This window comes from Geothrix sp. 21YS21S-4 (assembly GCF_030845995.1).
In the GTDB taxonomy this organism is placed as follows: domain Bacteria; phylum Acidobacteriota; class Holophagae; order Holophagales; family Holophagaceae; genus Geothrix.
Window position 1 is genome coordinate 2,031,903 of record NZ_CP132719.1, and the last position, 16,481, is coordinate 2,048,383.

The 16,481-nt window shown below is 67.0% G+C and carries 14 protein-coding genes; 1 reads left to right on the forward strand and 13 read right to left on the reverse strand.

All coding sequences use genetic code 11. From position 1 onward, the window contains the following. Positions 1-86: 86 nt before the first annotated feature. The 13 genes from RAH39_RS09240 to RAH39_RS09300 form a co-directional block, all read right to left on the reverse strand. Positions 87-623 (reverse strand): energy transducer TonB, encoded by a 537-nt coding sequence (locus RAH39_RS09240; RefSeq protein WP_306589808.1) that lies wholly within the window; start codon positions 621-623, stop codon positions 87-89. Between the two features lie 398 nt (positions 624-1,021). After that, positions 1,022-1,966, reverse strand: coding sequence for a retropepsin-like aspartic protease (locus RAH39_RS09245; RefSeq protein WP_306589809.1), 945 nt, complete (start codon positions 1,964-1,966; stop codon positions 1,022-1,024). Positions 1,967-2,160: 194 nt separating this feature from the next. Next, the gene (locus RAH39_RS09250) at positions 2,161-2,355 is read right to left on the reverse strand and encodes a hypothetical protein (protein ID WP_306589810.1); all 195 of its coding nucleotides are present in this window, start codon (positions 2,353-2,355) and stop codon (positions 2,161-2,163) included. Between the two features lie 99 nt (positions 2,356-2,454). Further along, the gene (locus RAH39_RS09255; RefSeq protein WP_306589811.1) at positions 2,455-4,044 is read right to left on the reverse strand and encodes a methyl-accepting chemotaxis protein; all 1,590 of its coding nucleotides are present in this window, start codon (positions 4,042-4,044) and stop codon (positions 2,455-2,457) included. 248 nt (positions 4,045-4,292) lie between these two features. After that, on the reverse strand, positions 4,293-4,640 hold the full coding sequence (locus tag RAH39_RS09260; RefSeq protein WP_306589812.1) for a DUF1292 domain-containing protein: 348 nt from the start codon (positions 4,638-4,640) through the stop codon (positions 4,293-4,295). A gap of 78 nt (positions 4,641-4,718) precedes the next feature. Beyond that, a complete protein-coding gene (flgA, locus tag RAH39_RS09265; RefSeq protein WP_306589813.1) occupies positions 4,719-5,402 on the reverse strand; it encodes a flagellar basal body P-ring formation chaperone FlgA in 684 nt (227 codons plus the stop codon). Positions 5,403-5,407: 5 nt separating this feature from the next. Further along, a complete protein-coding gene (gene flgG, locus RAH39_RS09270; RefSeq protein ID WP_306589814.1) occupies positions 5,408-6,196 on the reverse strand; it encodes a flagellar basal-body rod protein FlgG in 789 nt (262 codons plus the stop codon). A gap of 36 nt (positions 6,197-6,232) precedes the next feature. Further along, positions 6,233-6,976: a flagellar hook-basal body protein gene (locus tag RAH39_RS09275; protein WP_306589815.1), complete on the reverse strand. Its 744-nt coding sequence runs from the start codon at positions 6,974-6,976 to the stop codon at positions 6,233-6,235. A gap of 120 nt (positions 6,977-7,096) precedes the next feature. Continuing rightward, on the reverse strand, positions 7,097-7,300 hold the full coding sequence (locus tag RAH39_RS09280) for a cold-shock protein (RefSeq protein WP_306589816.1): 204 nt from the start codon (positions 7,298-7,300) through the stop codon (positions 7,097-7,099). A gap of 160 nt (positions 7,301-7,460) precedes the next feature. Then, positions 7,461-8,273: a C40 family peptidase gene (locus RAH39_RS09285; RefSeq protein WP_306589817.1), complete on the reverse strand. Its 813-nt coding sequence runs from the start codon at positions 8,271-8,273 to the stop codon at positions 7,461-7,463. Beyond that, positions 8,270-9,421, reverse strand: coding sequence for an HD domain-containing phosphohydrolase (locus RAH39_RS09290; RefSeq protein WP_306589818.1), 1,152 nt, complete (start codon positions 9,419-9,421; stop codon positions 8,270-8,272). Before RAH39_RS09290 ends, RAH39_RS09285 begins: the two co-directional genes overlap by 4 nt. Further along, positions 9,418-10,629, reverse strand: coding sequence for a response regulator (locus RAH39_RS09295; protein WP_306589819.1), 1,212 nt, complete (start codon positions 10,627-10,629; stop codon positions 9,418-9,420). The genes RAH39_RS09290 and RAH39_RS09295 overlap by 4 nt, the downstream gene beginning before the upstream one ends. Before the next feature lie 4 nt (positions 10,630-10,633). Further along, complete coding sequence (locus tag RAH39_RS09300) at positions 10,634-13,222, reverse strand: PAS domain S-box protein (protein ID WP_306589820.1); 2,589 nt, start codon at positions 13,220-13,222, stop codon at positions 10,634-10,636. A 281-nt stretch (positions 13,223-13,503) separates the two neighbouring features. Between RAH39_RS09300 and RAH39_RS09305 the strand changes: the two genes are divergently transcribed. Further along, positions 13,504-16,473, forward strand: coding sequence for a hybrid sensor histidine kinase/response regulator (locus tag RAH39_RS09305; RefSeq protein WP_306589821.1), 2,970 nt, complete (start codon positions 13,504-13,506; stop codon positions 16,471-16,473). Positions 16,474-16,481: the final 8 nt, after the last annotated feature.

Genomic DNA, 16,481 nt, shown 5'->3' on the forward strand with positions numbered 1-16,481 from the left:
GCGCCACCAGAGCAAGGCCCAGAGCCACCTCCACTCACAATGGACCTCCATCCACCACGTGCCGCTGAACCCGTTTGCCCTTGGCATCAATAGTATTTCAGCGTGAACCGGACGCGCACCTCGAAGGAGGCGCCCACCTTTTCTCCGTTGTGGACGACGGGGATAAAGTGCCAACGAGGAAAAACCGCCAAGGTGGCCTCGGCCAGCAAGGGATGCCCCTCCACCACGTGCCATCTGATCGGGTTGCCATCGGGGTCGATGGTGACAGCGATCGCCACGATGCCCTCGATGTGCTGCGCCTGTGCCTTGGCCGGATAGGCCGGCGCGACGTAATGTCGCATGTCCAGGAAATCGACATGAACTTTGAGTTCTTCCTCGCCGCGCGCGGAGTAAATCCGGGTGCTTCCGCGCCCGCGTCCACGGCCAGATCCGAGGCCGTTTCCGATCTCGTGGCCCCATCCACCCCCAATGCCGCCGCCATCGCCGAAAGAGGACACCAAGTGGGGTGTGAAACTCAATGGTTCCCTGTGCCTGGTGAGCTCATCGTCTCGCGGCGGCAATTCCTCGGAGACATCCTCCGCAACATCAAGGTGCGTAGCAATGGCATTCACCCTCGGCAGCATGGGTTTGCCGTCGGACTCGGTAGGTTGCGCTGCCCTCCCACCCCCCGAAGTTCCCCCTCCGGGCTCGCCATCTCCCCCTTCGTACAGCATCAGAGCAACCATTTTCGGGAGAGCCGACGGTGTCGGGACCCGATTCCCCCGGCCAGCGACCAACCAAAGCGCCATGCCCAAAAGGAGGGACCAAGTCGCGGTGGTCAGAGCCAACGTCAACCTCCGGTTTGGAGGCGCGCTCGAGTGCTGGATCGGGCGGATCCTCAGCCCCGGCGGCAGGGCCGTGTCACTTGGTAGTTCAGCGGAAACTCGGCGCAGCATATTGTCACCGGCCAAAGATAAAGATGGTGATGAATGGATCGGCTCCTAAGTATGAATTCCTTTAGCCTGCCCCTCAATTCAATTGCTTACCTACGAATGAGAATTAGCTTGGTAGGGGCCTTTTCATCAATGGTGTAAACAAATGCTTTAAGAAAACTTTGGCCCAATAACCCGTCGACGCCGACTTCTGCAGGGGGCACCACAGAGGCTGCCACCTCCGTCAGGGTTTGGCCGGCAACGGTGAGCTGCGGAATTCTGCAGCTCAGACCTTTGACACGCAGACCACCTATTACGGAAAGGGAGGTCTCCCTTCCGAGGCTTCTCCCCAGATCGAGGGCATCCAACATTTCCTCGTTCACGATGGTATCCATGGCGCCCGTATCCACGATGAACCACCCGGGCTCATCCCCCACCAGGGCTTCCACAATCACCAACCCGTTGGTTTTCAGTGCCTGCCCCACGATGGCCCACGCCGCCAATTCGCGCCGGAACCCCCGGATCCGGTTCAATCGCTCCTGGAGCGCGGGATCCCCGGGCTTATCCCGCAGCCCCTGGCGAATGTCCGCCAGCAGCCGGTTGAGGTCGAGGAAGAAGGCCACGTCCTGCCCTGATTCCGTAAATGCCTTGAACGCCGCGAGGCGCCCGTTCACGGCAGCCTGGACGGCCATCACCCGCTTCCGGTGCTCTTCCAGTTCCTGTTGAGTGCGGGTCACCATGGCGTTGTGGGCGTCTAGGGCGGACCGGGCCTTGGCGCTTTGCTCTGCGAGCTTTGAGGCGAGGGCATTTCTCGCATCCACCTTGCGTTTCAAAGCCTCCCGGCTGCTCCGATCTCCAGGGTCGCGAAGCTCGAGGTCAGCTGCTTTCAGCTGGGCCTGGATCGCTTCGACGGAAGCCAGCATGCGATCCAGGTTGGAGCGCTCCGCGAGGAGCGTTTTCTGAAGTTCCTGTGCATGGGCATTGTATTTCTGTATCCCTGCATCTGAACGGTCGATGGCGGTTTCCAGCCGTTCGCCCCGGTAGAACCGATCCAAGATCCGCTCGAGGACTGCGGCGCGGGAATCAAGGCTTTCCTGCCCATGCGCGATGAGGCACAGGCATCCGAAAAGGAGGAGGCTTGCGATCCTCTTCAGGACCCAGAGCCACGCATTACAAGAACCGGTTCCGGAATCATCCAGTGTCCCAGCCGCTCCAGGGGAGGCTGCCGCGCCCGCCTGGCATCCGGAACTCATTCCAGCGCCAGGAGCGCGAGGCTTGCGGACGCCAAGGGCGTCGGCAGGCTCCCGGCTTCGATGGGGAAGGCCGCGACGCTGTCATGACCGCAGTTGGAGCCCGACGCCTGGGCTTGGGGCTCAGAACCCGCGTACACGCTGGATGAAGCCGCACAGGCAAGAACCAGGAGGCGCTTGAGGGGGGTGGGCATGGCTCCATCAAAGCAGAAAAGCCACGGCCTGCGGCAGGTGGAGCGTAGGGATCGTGCCCCGGGTGGTGGACGCCAGATGCGAGGGAGGGAATCCTCCGCTCAGGCCAGGGCGGAGCGCATGTGCTGGGTGAGGCGGCGCAGTTCCTCGGAGGTGAAGCGCAGCTCTTCGCTGGCCTCTCCCACCAGCTGGATGGCGTTGTTGTTCTCGTCCACCGTGGCGGCCAGGCGCTCCATGGTGTTGGCGATCACGTTGGAAGCGGAGGACTGCTGCTGGAGCATGTGCTTCACCTCCCGCCCCAGGTTGTCGGACCGCTCGGAGGCGCCGACGATCCGTTCGAGGTTGCCGCCCGTCACCTCGATCTCGGCGGAGGTGTGCGTGGCGTCGCGGACCGCCTGTTCCATGGCCGCCACCGCATCGTGGGAATCGGCCCGGATGGCCGCGATGGTCCCGGCGATGGTGCGGGTGCTGGTGGCGGTGCGCTCGGCCAGCTTGCGGACCTCGTCGGCCACCACGGCGAACCCGCGCCCCTGCTCGCCCGCGCGCGCCGCCTCGATGGCGGCGTTGAGCGCCAGGAGGTTGGTCTGGTCGGCGATCTCGTGGATCAGCCGGGCGACGGAGGAGACCTCCTCCACCGACCGGTTCACGCGCAGGAGCTGGGCGTGGGAGGCCTTGACCACGTCCATGAGGCGGCGGCTGGCTTCGATCTCGTGCTCCACGGCGAGCCGGCCCTTTTCCGCCAGTTCCGTGGTTTCCGTCACGGCGCGCATGCTCTGGTCGGTGTTGGTGGAGATCTCCTGCACCGCCACGCTCATCTGCTGGGTGGCCGCCGCCACGCCGTTGAGCTGCTCGCCCTGGGCCACGGTGGTGACCACCATCCGCTGCATGTCCTCGGCGAGCACCACGGCATTGTGCTCCACCCGCTCGGTGTTGATTAGCACATCGCAGAACATCGCCTTGAGGTGGATGCGCAGGGTCTCGAGCTGCATGAGGACGTCCGCGCAGGGCCCGGGCCGGATCGCGGTGTTCTCGCTCAGGCGCCCTTCGTCGATGGACCGGAGGAGGCGCCGGATCTCGCGCAGGGGGCCGAACACCCAGCGCTGGAGGAAAAGCGGCAACGCGGCCAGGAGGACGACCGCACCCGCCGTGCAGAGGAATCCCACGTTCCCTCCCGCGCGGTTTCCAGCCACGGCCAGCGCGGCGGCCAGGAGGCACAGGGCTCCCACCACCGGCAACGACCAGCTCCGCCCCACGGGAGCCCGGCGGGTGGGGAAGCCCGCCCGCTTTTCCCGCACGGCCTGGTAGAGCCGCTCCGCCTCGTCCACGGCGGACCGGTCCGGAGCGGAGCGGACGGAGATGTAGCCCACGGGCGCGCCACGGTCCGTGATGGGCGTGATGTAGGCGTCCACCCAGTAGAAGTCGCCGTTCTTCGCGCGGTTCTTGACGAGCCCCCGCCACGGCAGGCCCGCGTGCAGGTTGCGCCACAGGTCCTCGAAGGCCTCGGCGGGCATGTCCGGGTGGCGGACGATGTTGTGGTCCGCGCCGATCAGCTCCTCGCGCCCGAAGCCGCTCACGTGCACGAACGAGTCGTTGGCGTAGATGATCCGGCCCTTCAGGTCCGTCTTCGTGACGATCGGCTTTCCCGCTTCCAGGAGCCGCTCCGTCTGGGTCACGGGCGTGTTGAGCTTCATGCCATCCTCCATCTCCATGCGCCGGGGTCGCCGGCAGACCAGGCACTCGACATCGGGAACACCCCGTCCGGCTCCTGCGAAAGGCAGGGGCCGGGATTTTCCGAGACGGAAGCCGGGGGCAAATCGCCTTTACGGAAGCAAAGATCGGACGAAAGGATGTCGAACAGCCTAGCGGAAGCTGGAGATCGATTGTCAAAAAAAGAAGAAGGCCCCCGATCCGGGGGCCTTCTTCATGGAGCGGAAAAGGCTCAGTCCTTGTCTTCCTCGGCGCGGAGCTTGGCTTCCTGGTCGTCCAGGTGCTTCATCAGGCGCTCGGCCAGTTCCTCGTCCTCGAGGGGCGTGAACATCTCGTCCTTCACCTCGAAGATCTCCAGGCTCAGGCCCTCTTCGGGATCGGCGGTGCCTTCTTCCTGGGCCTGCAGCTCGGCCAGGGGCGCGAGGATGGCGAAATTGCGGCCCTCGAACTCCAGCTCTTCCAGGATTGCGAATTCCTCCTTTTCGCCGTTCTCGTCCTCGAGCTCGACGACTTCGATTTCGAAGGAATCATCGTGATCGTGATTGCAGTCCGGTCCGTGTTCGTGACCTTCATGAGCCATGGGCTTCTCCTTGCGCAAGGGACCAGAATACGGTCCGAAGCCTTCCGTACCAAGGGGAAAGGGAGAAAAACCCCCGCGTCAGCGGATGAGCGTGGCCTCGCCGGGACCCGTCACGATCGCCGTCACCTGGCGCTTGGCGCCGGGGGCCTCCACCCGCACCCGGTCGCCCAGGCCTCCGCGGCTGCGGGCCGTGGCGTCCACGCTGATGGTGAGCGATTCGTGCGTCGCGGTCAGCCGGACCTTGTCGCCGGACTGGACCAGGGGAATGGGTTCCAGGTCGGCGCGGGTGAGGATCTTGCCCGCCGCCACGGCGCGCATCAGGCGCTGGCCCTCGGGGATCTCGGTCAAGGCGCCTTCCGGAGGAATGCCCTCGAAGGGGGCGGATTCCACCTGGTCGGCGGCCAGCTCCGTCTTGCGGGCCAGATCGCCCTTGGCGCGGAGAACGTTGCCCACCCAGGTGCCCTCCAGATCGACCCGGGCCGTTCCGACCCTCTCGCCGTCCACCTTGAGGGCCACGACGACGAAGAACCGCCCCACGGGCTCCCGCTTGCTGAGGTGGGAGGGCTCGAACACGAGCGTCCCGGGCCGCGTGATGAGGGGCACGCGAGGGGGCTGCGCCACCTTGAACTTGTGCTCCCCGCCGAGGGCGCTCGCCTCGCGCTGGGCGAAGGCCAGGGCCGCGTCCGCCAGGCGCTCCGGCGGCGAAGGGACCGCCTGGGCCGCCAGAACCGGCGCGAGGAGAAGGAACACGGCGGCGCGCATGGAGCCTACCGCTTGAGGTTGTTCAGGAGGCTGAGCATGTCGTCCACGGTGCGGATGGTCTTCGAGTTCGCCTCGTAGGCCCGCTGGCCGATGATCATGTTCACCATCTCCTCCGCGACGTCCACGTTGGAGACCTCCAGGAAGCCCTGGTTGAGCGTGCCCAGGCCGTCCGAGCCCGGAGTCCCGTCGATGGCCTCCCCGCTCGCCAGGGTGGGCTGCATGAGGTTCTTGCCGAGCTGATTCAGGCCCGTGGGGTTGATGAAGTGCGACAGGGTGATCTGGCCCACCTGCTGGGGCTGGGTCTGGCCCGGCTGGGTGACGGTCACGGTGCCGTCGCCGGCGATGGTCACGCTGAGGGCGTCCTGGGGGATGGTGATCTGGGGATCCAACTGGTAGCCCGCCGCGTTCACCAGGGCGCCGTTCTGGTCCGTGGTGAAGCTGCCGTCCCGGGTATAGCCCAGCGTCCCGTCCGGCAGGGTGACGCGGAAGAACCCGTCGCCCTCGATGGCCATGTCGAAGCGGTTCGACGTCTGGCGCAGGTTGCCGGTGGTGTACTGGCGCATCAGGCTCTGGAGCTTGGCGCCGTGGCCGAGCTGGATGCCCGCCGGGATCGACGTGCTCGTGCTGGAACTGGTGCCGGCCAGGTTCACCGTCTGGTAGAGCAGATCCTGGAACTCGGCCCGGGCCTTCTTGAACCCGGTGGTGTTCACGTTCGCCAGGTTGTTGGAGATGGTGTCCATGTTGAACTGCTGGACATTCATGCCGGCCGCGGCCGACCACATTGCGCGCATCATGGGGAACCTCCGGAAACGTCGCTGAAATCGAATGGGCTAGCGGGAAATGGCCACGTCGTTGATCGACCGGGAATCCAGGTCGTTGGTGAGGGTGGAGGCAACCTTCATGCTCAATTCGTAGAGCCGGTTCACCCGGATCATCTCGACCATGGTCGAGGCGGTGTCCACCGAACTCTGCTCCAGGTGGCCCTGGGTGACGGTGGCCTTCACGGGCGCCTCGGTCGCCCCGGTGGGATCGAACCGCAGGGCGCCCACGCGCTTGAGGGAGCCGCCCTTTTCGTAGGCCTTCAGGTCCAGTTGGCCGAGGGCCTGATCGCCCTGCTGGACGGTCCCATCTGCGGAGATGGTCAGCGAGCCGTTCTTGGCGTCCACTGTGATGGGCTGGCCGTTTTTGCCGAGCACGGGATTGCCGTCCATGGCCTGGAGCTGCCCGTCCTGCCCGATCTGGAGGCGACCGTCCCGGGTGACGAGGGTTCCGGTCGGCGTCTGCACCGTGAGGAAGGCGTTGCCTTCGATGGCCACGTCCAGTTGCCGGCCCGTCGCGCGGAGGTTGCCCTGATCCGTGACCACGCCGGTCTCGCCGAACACGACGCCGTCGTTGAGGGGCCCGCTGAGGGGAAGGTTCCGGCCGCTGCCGGCGGCCTTGTTGAATACGGCGAAGAAGGGCTGGTCGGGCTTGTAGCCCACCGTGGCCGCGTTCGCCAGGTTGTTCGCCACCACCTCCAGCTGGAAGGCGCGGGCCTTCAAGCTTCCGGCGGCAACGTAGTATCCAGGATCCATTGGGCACCTCTCGCCCAGTCAGCGACCGGGACAAGGGATCTACCGCCAAAGGGATGCCAGAATGCTGGCCAAAAACAAATCGGCCTCCCGAAGGAGGCCGATTCGCAGAAAAGAGGAAGGTCAGATCTTGGTGACGTTGGTCGCCTGGGGGCCCTTCTGGCCCTGACCCGTGTTGAAGCTGACGCGCTGATTCTCGTCCAGGGTGCGGAAACCCGTGGTCTCGATGGCGGAGTGGTGAACGAACAGATCCGCACCACCGTCATCGGGGGTGATGAATCCGAAACCCTTTTCGGCGTTGAACCACTTGACGGTTCCCTGAGCCATGTTGCCTGCCTATGTACGTTTACCTGGAGATGGATGCATTGTTCCTTCCAGGCGAGGCAGCAACGCGTTGTTTTGCCCGCACGACTGACGGAGCGAGTTCCAGTGTAGAACCCTTTTCGTTCCGTTTTTAAAAAATCGATCCAAAATCGCGATTCTTTTTCTAGAGGTAGGTCCGGGCGCCCAGAAAGGCGCGCTGGTAGTAGCGCTCCGACAGGTCGTCCCGCCGGATGCTCTGGCCCGAGCGGGGGGCGTGGATGAAAGCGCCCCGCCCCAGGTAGAGTCCCACGTGGCTCACGCGGTCGCCCCCCGCCGTGGCGAAGAAGACCAGGTCCCCGGCGCGGGCTTCCTCCAGATCCACGGGTCGGCCCGCGTCGAACTGGGCCTGGGACGAGCGCGGCAGGCGCAGGCCGTTGAGGCGGTAGACGGCGCCCGTGAGGCCGCTGCAGTCGAATCCGCGATCCGTGGTTCCCCCGAAGAGGTAGGGCACGCCCAGATAGCCCTTGGCCGTGTCCGCCAGGCTCGCCCGCAAGCCGCCCTCCTCGGCGGGATGGACGTAGGCGCGACCGCCGGCCCCGGGAGCCGAGCCGTCCGGCGCCACCACCCAGAAGGCGTCGATGATCCCGGCGGCTTTCAGGGCCTCGCCCTTGACCCGTGCTTTGTCGCGGGTGGGGAAGTCCCCGAAGCGCACGCGGTACAGCCCGTCGTCGGAGCCGTAGTAGTCGGCTTCCAATCCCCGGGCCTGGAGCGCCTGGGCGAAGCGGGCCGCGTTCTCCACCTTCGCGAAGGCCCCCGCCTGCAGGGTGTAGCCCACTCGCGCGAGCGGCCGCGCCGGGGCTTTCGGCGGCGAGGGGCGCCGGGACGGAGGTTGAGGCTGGGACTGGGGGCCGCGGGCGCAGGCGGACAGCAAAAGCACCGCCGCCAGGATGAGGCGGGAGCCGTTGCGCTCCTTCACGCGCCCCATGGAGGCCGTCATTCCCCTCCGCGCACGAACAGGGGTTCCACCAACCCGACGATGCGCGCGAAGTTCCTCAGCTTTTCGATGTGGGAGTACATCAAGTTGGTACCTTCCAACGCGACGAGCATCCCCATGCGGGTCTTCACGTCGGAGGTGAGGACCATCCCCGGCAGCAGATCCTTGACCGTGACCGCCCGGGGCCGCTCGGGATCGGGCTCCTGCTGGCCGGTGCCGTAGAGATCCTCCAACGCCTGGAGAACCACGGGATCGTACCAACCCCGGCGGAGCTTCAGGTGCTCCAGGGCCACCACCCGGGAGCCGCGCCGATCCTCGATGTCCTGGAAATCCCCCACCGCCTTGAGGATCCGGGCCCCCAACGGAATGTCCTCGCCCTTCACGCCGTCGGGCGGATAGCCCGCGCCGGCGTAGCTCTTGTTCTGGTACCGGACGATTTCGGCCACGCCCTCCAGGCGGGGAATCCGGGCCAGGAGCTGGGCGCCGAACTCCGGGATCCGCTGCATGGCCTCCTTTTCCGGGGGCGTGAGAGGCTCGCCCCGGCGCTCCTTCTCCAGGGCGCCGTGGGGGACGGTCACCAGGCCCAGAGGGGCCATCATGCAGGCCACCCGGATCTCCCAGATCCGCTCCATGTCCAGCCTCTCGGCGACCTCCACCGCCCGCTGGCGGACCACCTCGGCCCGGCCGAAGGCATAGGGATCGCTCACCGCCAGGATCTCGGTGAGCACCTTCAAGCTGCCGGTGAGGGTCTGCTCCAGCAGCTCCCGCTCGGCGGTCTCCAGGGCGTACTGGCGGACGGCGGAATCCAGCACGGTCCCGAGGTCTTCCGGCGAGCAGGGCTTCGTCAGGAAGCGAAAGACGTGGCCCTGGTTGATGGCCTCCATCGCCGTCTTCTGGTCGAGGTTGCCCGTGAGCATCAGGCGGATGGTCTGCGGCCAGCGCTCCTGCACCTTCTTGAGGAGATCCACGCCGTTCATCCCGGGCATCTGCATGTCGGCCATCAGGACGGCGTAGGGCCCGTGCTTCTCCAGGGCGATCAGGGCCTGGGGCGCCCCCAGCGCCACGTCCAGGTCGAACCGCTTGCGGAGGATGCGGTGGTAGCCGGCGAGGATGTTCTCGTCGTCGTCCACCAGCAGCACGCGCTGATTCATAGGGGAGCCTCCTCGGCACAGGCCGTCGCCATGACCTGCCTCCACTCCTCCAATCGGTCGCTCCTTCCTACGGCCTGAAAGTGGTCCATATCCAACTGGGCCGCCTCGAAGCCGGGCGACCCGTCCAGGCTCCAGGCCAGGGATTCGGCCACGTGCACCGCCGAGACCGGGGAGAACGAGGCGTGATGGGCCAGGGAGGGCCGGTGATGGAAGGCCGCCGCCCGGGAAAGCGCCTCGGGAAGGCCCCACAGGTCCATGAGGTACCCCCCCAGGTCGCTGTGGGTGGCGCCGAACGCCTTTTGTTCCGCATGATCCAGGACGACTTCCCCCGCCCGGGCCTGGCCCAGAATCTCGTCGTATTCCTTGGGAGCCCAGCTCGCCAGGACCAGGATCCCCAGGTCGTGGAGGAGCCCCGCCGCGTAGGCCACTTCCTGCTGCGCCCGGGACAACCCCTCCATCCCGGCGATGACCTTGGCGCCCATTCCCACGTGGAGGCTGTGGGACCAGATCTCTTGGATGGTGAGGTTCTTGGTGATGAGGGGGGGAGCCCCTCCGAAGATCCCGTGGGCCAGCACCAGCGAACGGAGGGTGTCCGCCCCCAGGAAAGCCACCGCCTCGATGGGGCTGGCCACCTGCCGGTGGAGCCCGAAGAAGGCGGAATTGGCGAGCTTCAGCAGCTTGGCGGACATGCCCGGATCGTCGGCCACGATCCGGCCCAGATCCTCCGTCCCGCACTTCTCCGTTTCCATGGCGTGGACCAGGCGCAGATAGAGTTCCGGCGGACTGGGAAACCGGTCGATGCGGGACACGAGTCCCAGGATCCCCCGGTCCGCCATCCCCACGCCGAGTTCCCCCACCTGCTGGATCCGGGCCTTCAGGAGGGCGGGATCGCAGGGCTTCGACAGGTACTGGTGGGCCGCGTCCATTCCCCGCAGCGCCAGCTCCTGGTCCGCGTGGCCCGACAGGGCGATCCGGACCGTGGTGGGATGGCGTTCCTTGACCTGCCGCAGGAACTCCGCGCCGCTCATTCCCGGCATCTGCATGTCGGACACGACCACGTCGTAGGGCAGGGCCGCCATGGCGTCCAGGGCCAGTTCCCCGCTCGGGATGAAGGCCATGTCCCACTCGGCTCGGAGGGGACGCATGGTGCGCTCCAGGCCTTCCAGCACCAGGGGCTCGTCGTCCACGAACAGAACGCGCTTCTTCATCGACTCATTCCTTGGGGGCCTTCGCCGCCAGCGGCAGGCGGAAGGTGAACAGAGTGCCCTTCCCTTCTTCGGATTCGAACTGGATGCTGCCTCCGTGCTTGTCCACCACCACCGAATGGGCGATGGAGAGGCCCTGGCCGGAACCCCGACCCACTTCTTTCGTGGTGAAGAACGGATCGAACACGCGCCCCTGGATCGCCGCGGGAATGCCCCCGCCGGTGTCCCCCACCTCCACCGCCACGCAGTTCTCCTCGCGGCGGGTGCGGATCGTGATGGTGCCCTTCTTCCCGGACCGGCCCACCACATCGGAGATGGCATGGGCCGCGTTGACGATGAGGTTCAGGACCACCTGGTTGACCTCGCCCAGCAGGCAGGGCACCTCGGGCAGGTCGCGATCGAGGTCCAGCACCAGGTCCGCCACGTACTTCCATTCGTTCCGCGAGACGGTGATGGTGCTCTCGATGGCGTGGTTCAGGTCCGCGGGCGCCTTGTCCTCCCCCCCGGGATGGGAGAAGGCCTTCATCGCGCCCACGATCTTGGCCACCCGGTTGACGCCCTCCAGCGACTGCTCGATGGCCTTGGGAAGTTCGTTCCGGAGGTAGTCCAGGTCCGCTTCCTCCGATCGTTTGGCGATCCGCAGGAGGCCGGGACCGGCGGCGGGATCCACCTCCGCGACCAGGGCCATGGCTTCGTCGATCACGGAGAAGACGTCCTTCAGCGCATCGTGGATGAACCGGAGGTTGTCCCCGATGTACTGAGTCGGCGTGTTGATCTCGTGGGCGACCCCCGCGGCCAGGTGGCCGATGGATTCCAGCTTCTGCGCGTGGCGCAGCTGGACCTCGATGCGCTGGCGCTCCTTCTCCGCGGCCTCGCGGTCGGAGATGTCCCGGGCGACGACCAGGATCCGCGTGGGCCCGTTGGCCGGATCGCGGATGGCCGTCAGCCTCGCTTCGTACAGGCTGTAGCTCCCGTCGCGGCGATGCATCCGGTACTCGGTGGTGGCGGCTTCGAAGCCCTCTCCGGCGATCAACTGGAAGGTGCGCTTCACCCGCTCCCGATCCTCGGGATGGACCACCTCCAGGGGCGCGGAATCGAGCTCCGTGCCGATGCCCCCCAGGACGGTCTGGTAGGAAGGGCTGGAGTACAGCCGGCGGCCGTCGGCCTCGGTAAGGGCGATGAGGTCCACCGCGTTCTCGGTGATCAGGCGGAACAGGGTCTCGCTCTGCCGGAGGCGCTCTTCCACGTCCTTCCGGCTGGTGATCTCGCGATGGGCCACCACCGTCCGGGTGAATCCCCCATCCTCGAAGCGCGTGGAGCGGCTGGTGTACCAGAGCTTGGACGCCCCGGCCCCCAGGTAATCCACGCTGAAGACCTTCCGGCCTCCCCCCAGGACGTCCAGGATGCCGACGGCGGCTTCCGCCAGGGGGCCGCCCTCCCGGAGCGCACCGCACACGGCGACGTAGTCCGCCCCCGGCCCGAGCCCGTACACGAAGGGGTTCGAGGTGTCGTGGGAGTCCGTCCAGGCGGCGTTCACGGCGAGGATCGTCCCCTTCTCGTCCAGGATGGCGATGGCTGCGGTGAGGTTGTCCAGGGTGGCTCCGAACAGCCGTTCGGAACGCCGGAGCCGGGCCTCCGTGTCCGACCAGCGCTGGGCCTGCTCCAGGCGCTCCAGGGCGAGAGAGGCTTCCTCGGACAGGCGCTCCAGGAGGTCCAGCACTTCCGGATCGAAGGCCCCCGCCTGGGAGGAGTAGAGGGCGAGCACGCCCCGCACCTGCCCCCGGCCCAGCAGCGGAAAGACCGCCGAGGCGCGCATCCCGTAGCTCTCCGCGGCCTCCCACCAGGGGCGCAGCCGTTCGTCGCTCCAGATGTCGTTGGAGACCATCAACCGGGCTTCCCGGCAGCAGGGCCCTACCAACCCCTGCCCTTCCGGTCGGTCAGGGCGGTCCGTGAGCTTCACCTTCTGCAGGAACGCCCACATCTCCTCGTGAGTCATGCGGTCGAGGGCGCCCGCGAGGACCGTGGGGATGACCAGACGGGTGACGGGATCCAGGATCCCCACCCACGCCGCCTGGAACTGCCCGGTTTCCACGGCGATCCGGCAGGCCTCGTCGAAGACGGCCGCGGGGCTGGTCTCCTGGCCCAGGGCCCGCTTCATCCGGGCCAGGGCGCCGTAGAGGCTGCCCAGCCGCGCGGTCCGGGCCTCCGCCGCCCGCGTCCGGGTGTCGTCCGTCCCCACCACGAGCCAGCGGGAGGCGGGCTCGTCCATCGGCGTCGCCCGGTCCACCATCCAGTGGTAGCCGCCTCCGGCGCTCCTCAGGCGGTAGTCCAGCGTGAACGCGCCCCCGCTCCGGAGCCCGGCCTCGATCTCCCCGCGGGTGCGCTCCGCATCCTCGGGATGGATCGCCTCCCACCAGGCCTGGGAAGGCTCGGAGGGTTCCGCAGCCCCGGTGAACTCCAGCCAGGCCCGGTTCACGCCCTCGCACCGCCCGTCCGCCCCCACCTGCCAGCAGGGAACCCCCAGGAGGTCGAGCCCCTCCTCCAAGGCGACCCGCTGGGATCCGCCCGTGCCCCGGAAAGCGTCGTCAGGTGCCATGGTCTCCTTTCGGCGGGAAGGCGCCCCCCTCCCTATCGACCCCCTCCTCCTTTGGATAAATGAATGCGTGCCCCGGGAGCATCAAAGTCCGCATGTGGCTGGATTCATGCATGAAAAAGAAGCGCCGAATCCATTCAAAAGCCCAAAAAGCACGACCCGGTCATGTCATTTTGTCCGAATTCTTGATTTCCGGATCGGATTGGCCGATAAAAAATCGAGGTTCCCCACCCCTTGTAAATGATCCTTCAAACTTCGCATTTTTCAGGTTCAGGAGGATGGCAATGACGCCTTCCGGACCCCTTCCGGACATCCCCCCCAGCGACCTGGCAATGGGCCAGACGGGGGGCCCGCCTCTCCAGCCCCTCTCGACCACGTGGCAGGCACCTGATTTCCGGGCCCTGTTCGAGGCGGCCCCCGCCATGTACATGGTTTTGGATCCCGCGTTCCGAATCGTGTCGGTCAGCGACGCCTATGCCTCGGGCACCCTGATCCAGCGCAACTCCGTCGTGGGCCGCGGACTGTTCGAGGTGTTCCCCGACAACCCCGACGACCCCAACACCCAGGGCGTCCGCAACCTTCGCGTCTCCCTCCAGCGGGTCCTGCAGACGGGACAATCGGACCCCATGCCCATCCAGAAGTACGACGTCCGCAAGCCAGAGGCCGAAGGAGGGGCGTTCGAGACCCGCTACTGGAGCTGCGCCAACACCCCGGTGCGCGACGCCGAAGGCCGGCTGGCGTGGATCATCCACCGGGCCGAGGACGTCACCGAATTCCTGCGCAGGCAGGAGCAGCCTGCGGCCCTCGAAGGAGCCCAACCCGACGCCGCGAGTCAGCGGGAAATGCAGGTGGAAGCCGAGGTCATGCTCCGCGCCCAGGAGGTGGCCGACGCCAGCGCCCAGCTCAAGCTCGCCAACGAGGAGCTGGCCCGCCTCTACGCGAAGATGCAGGAACTGGACGACCTCAAGACCCAGTTCTTCTCCAACGTCAGCCATGAATTGCGGACGCCCCTGACCCTGGTCCTGGCTCCCGTGGCCCAGCGCCTCGCCGACCCCTCGCTTGAATCGGGGCTGCGGGCCGATCTGGAGCGGATCTACCGCAATGCCCAGGTGCTCCTGGGCCACGTGAACGACCTTCTGGACGTGGCCAAAGTGGACGCGGGCCACATGAGCATCCTGCGGTCGCGGGCCGACGTGGCGAAGCTGGTCCGGCTCGAATGCGCCCGTTTCGAAAGCCTGGCCGCCGGCCGGAGGACGCACTTCGAGGTCGATGTTCCTGCGGAATTGACGGCCGAGATCGATCCCGAGAAGCTCCGGCGGATCCTGGCCAACCTCCTGGCCAACGCGTTCAAGTTCACGCCCAGCGACGGCCAGGTCACCGTGACCCTCGCCGCCCAAGGGGACCAGCTCCTCCTGGAGGTCCGGGACAGCGGACCGGGCATCCCCGAGGCGATGCGGGGGGCCGTTTTCGATCGGTTCCGGCAGGTGGACGGCGGCTCCGCGCGGCAGGCCGGCGGGACCGGCCTGGGACTGGCGATCGTCAAGGAATTCGTCCTGCTCCACGGGGGCAGCGTCACCCTGGATCAAGGCCCCGAAGGCGGCGCCCGCTTCCTGGTGAGCCTGCCCCTGCGCGCGCCCGAAGGGACGCAGATCCAGGCCGCCGTCGAAACACCCGAGTCGGTGGTGCCCCTTCTCCTGTCGGGTCCGGAGACAGCGGATCCCTCGACGGCCCAGGTCCTCCCGGAGGATGCGCCCATGATCCTCCTCGTGGAGGACCACGCGGACCTGCGGGATCTGCTCGCCACCACCCTGGGGCGCACCTACCGCGTCACGGTAGCGAGCCACGGGCAGGAAGGGCTGGACCTCGCCCGCCAGATCCAGCCCGACCTCATCCTGACCGACGTGATGATGCCCGGAATGACGGGCGACCGGCTGCTCGACATCCTCCGCCAGGACCCCCACTTCCAGGACACCCCGATCATCCTCCTGACGGCCCGGGTGGATGACGAGCTGTCGCTGAGGGTCCTGCAGCGCGGCGCCACGGATTTCCTGTGCAAGCCTTTCCAGTTCGACGAGCTGCTGGCGCGGGTGGCCACCCATCTGGGAACCCGCCGCCGGAACCAGGCCGCCCTCCGGTCCAGTTCGGAGATGCTGGCCCGCACCAGCCGCCTGGCGAAGGTGGGCGGCTGGGAGTTCGAGATCGCCACCGGGCAGGGCACCTGGACGGGCGAAGTCGCGCGGATCCACGACCTGGATCCCGACGAGCCCACCTCCGCGGCGCGGGGGCTCAGCTTCTTCCACGGCGAACATCGGCTCGCCATGGAGCAGGCGGTGCGGGAAGCCATCGAGCTGGGCCGCCCCTACGACCTGGAAGCGGAACTGGTGACCGCCCGGGGGATCACCAAATGGGTGCGCAGCCAGGGCGAACCCGTCCTCGAAGGGGGGCGCGTGATCCGCCTCCAAGGGTCCATCCAGGACATCACCGATCGGAAGGAAGCCGAGGCCGAGATCCGTCGGCTGAACGCGGACCTGGAGCGCCGCGTGGAAGAGCGCACCCGGGAGCTGCAGGCCGCCAACACCGAGATGGAGGCCTTCTCCTACGCGGTCTCCCACGACCTGCGCGCCCCGCTGAGGGCGATGGGCGGGTTCAGCCAGGCCCTGGAGGAGGATTTCGGCGACCTCCTGCCCGACGAGGCCAAGGGCTACCTGGCCCAGATCGCCCTGGGGAGCCAGCGGATGGGGGAACTCATCGACGGATTGCTGGTGCTGTCCCGGATCAGCCGCGGGGAGGTCCAAAAGATGGACGTGGATCTCAGCGAGCTGGCGGAGCGCGTGGGACGGGAACTTGAACAGGGGGAACCCGGCCGGAACGTGACCTGGCGCATCGAACCCGGCCTCCAGGCCCAGGGCGATCCGCGGATGCTGGAGGCCCTTCTGAGGAACCTCCTGGGGAACGCCTGGAAGTACACCGCCCGCACCGCCGCGCCGGAAATCCGGTTCGAGGCCGTCGAGGAAGAGGAAAAGCCCGTCCTGAAGGTTTCCGACAACGGAGCGGGGTTCAACATGGCCTACGCGGCCAAGCTGTTCAAACCCTTCCAGCGGCTCCATCGCCAGGACGAGTTCCCGGGCCTGGGCATCGGGCTGGCGACGGTCCAGCGCATCGTCCACCGGCATGGCGGAAGCATCTGGGCGGAATCTCAACCGGGCCAGGGCGCGACGTTCCTGTTCACCCTTCCCGGCGTTTCTCCGTCTTAAGGAGGTAG

Coding starts and splice junctions, on each gene's coding strand:
- RAH39_RS09240 (WP_306589808.1), bottom strand. CDS start 623: ATGCTGCCGAGGGTGAATGCCATTGCTACGCACCTTGATGTTGCGGAG.
- RAH39_RS09250 (WP_306589810.1), bottom strand. CDS start 2,355: ATGCCCACCCCCCTCAAGCGCCTCCTGGTTCTTGCCTGTGCGGCTTCA.
- RAH39_RS09255 (WP_306589811.1), bottom strand. CDS start 4,044: ATGAAGCTCAACACGCCCGTGACCCAGACGGAGCGGCTCCTGGAAGCG.
- RAH39_RS09260 (WP_306589812.1), bottom strand. CDS start 4,640: ATGGCTCATGAAGGTCACGAACACGGACCGGACTGCAATCACGATCAC.
- flgA (WP_306589813.1), bottom strand. CDS start 5,402: ATGCGCGCCGCCGTGTTCCTTCTCCTCGCGCCGGTTCTGGCGGCCCAG.
- flgG (WP_306589814.1), bottom strand. CDS start 6,196: ATGATGCGCGCAATGTGGTCGGCCGCGGCCGGCATGAATGTCCAGCAG.
- RAH39_RS09275 (WP_306589815.1), bottom strand. CDS start 6,976: ATGGATCCTGGATACTACGTTGCCGCCGGAAGCTTGAAGGCCCGCGCC.
- RAH39_RS09280 (WP_306589816.1), bottom strand. CDS start 7,300: ATGGCTCAGGGAACCGTCAAGTGGTTCAACGCCGAAAAGGGTTTCGGA.
- RAH39_RS09285 (WP_306589817.1), bottom strand. CDS start 8,273: ATGACGGCCTCCATGGGGCGCGTGAAGGAGCGCAACGGCTCCCGCCTC.
- RAH39_RS09290 (WP_306589818.1), bottom strand. CDS start 9,421: ATGAATCAGCGCGTGCTGCTGGTGGACGACGACGAGAACATCCTCGCC.
- RAH39_RS09295 (WP_306589819.1), bottom strand. CDS start 10,629: ATGAAGAAGCGCGTTCTGTTCGTGGACGACGAGCCCCTGGTGCTGGAA.
- RAH39_RS09300 (WP_306589820.1), bottom strand. CDS start 13,222: ATGGCACCTGACGACGCTTTCCGGGGCACGGGCGGATCCCAGCGGGTC.
- RAH39_RS09305 (WP_306589821.1), top strand. CDS start 13,504: ATGACGCCTTCCGGACCCCTTCCGGACATCCCCCCCAGCGACCTGGCA.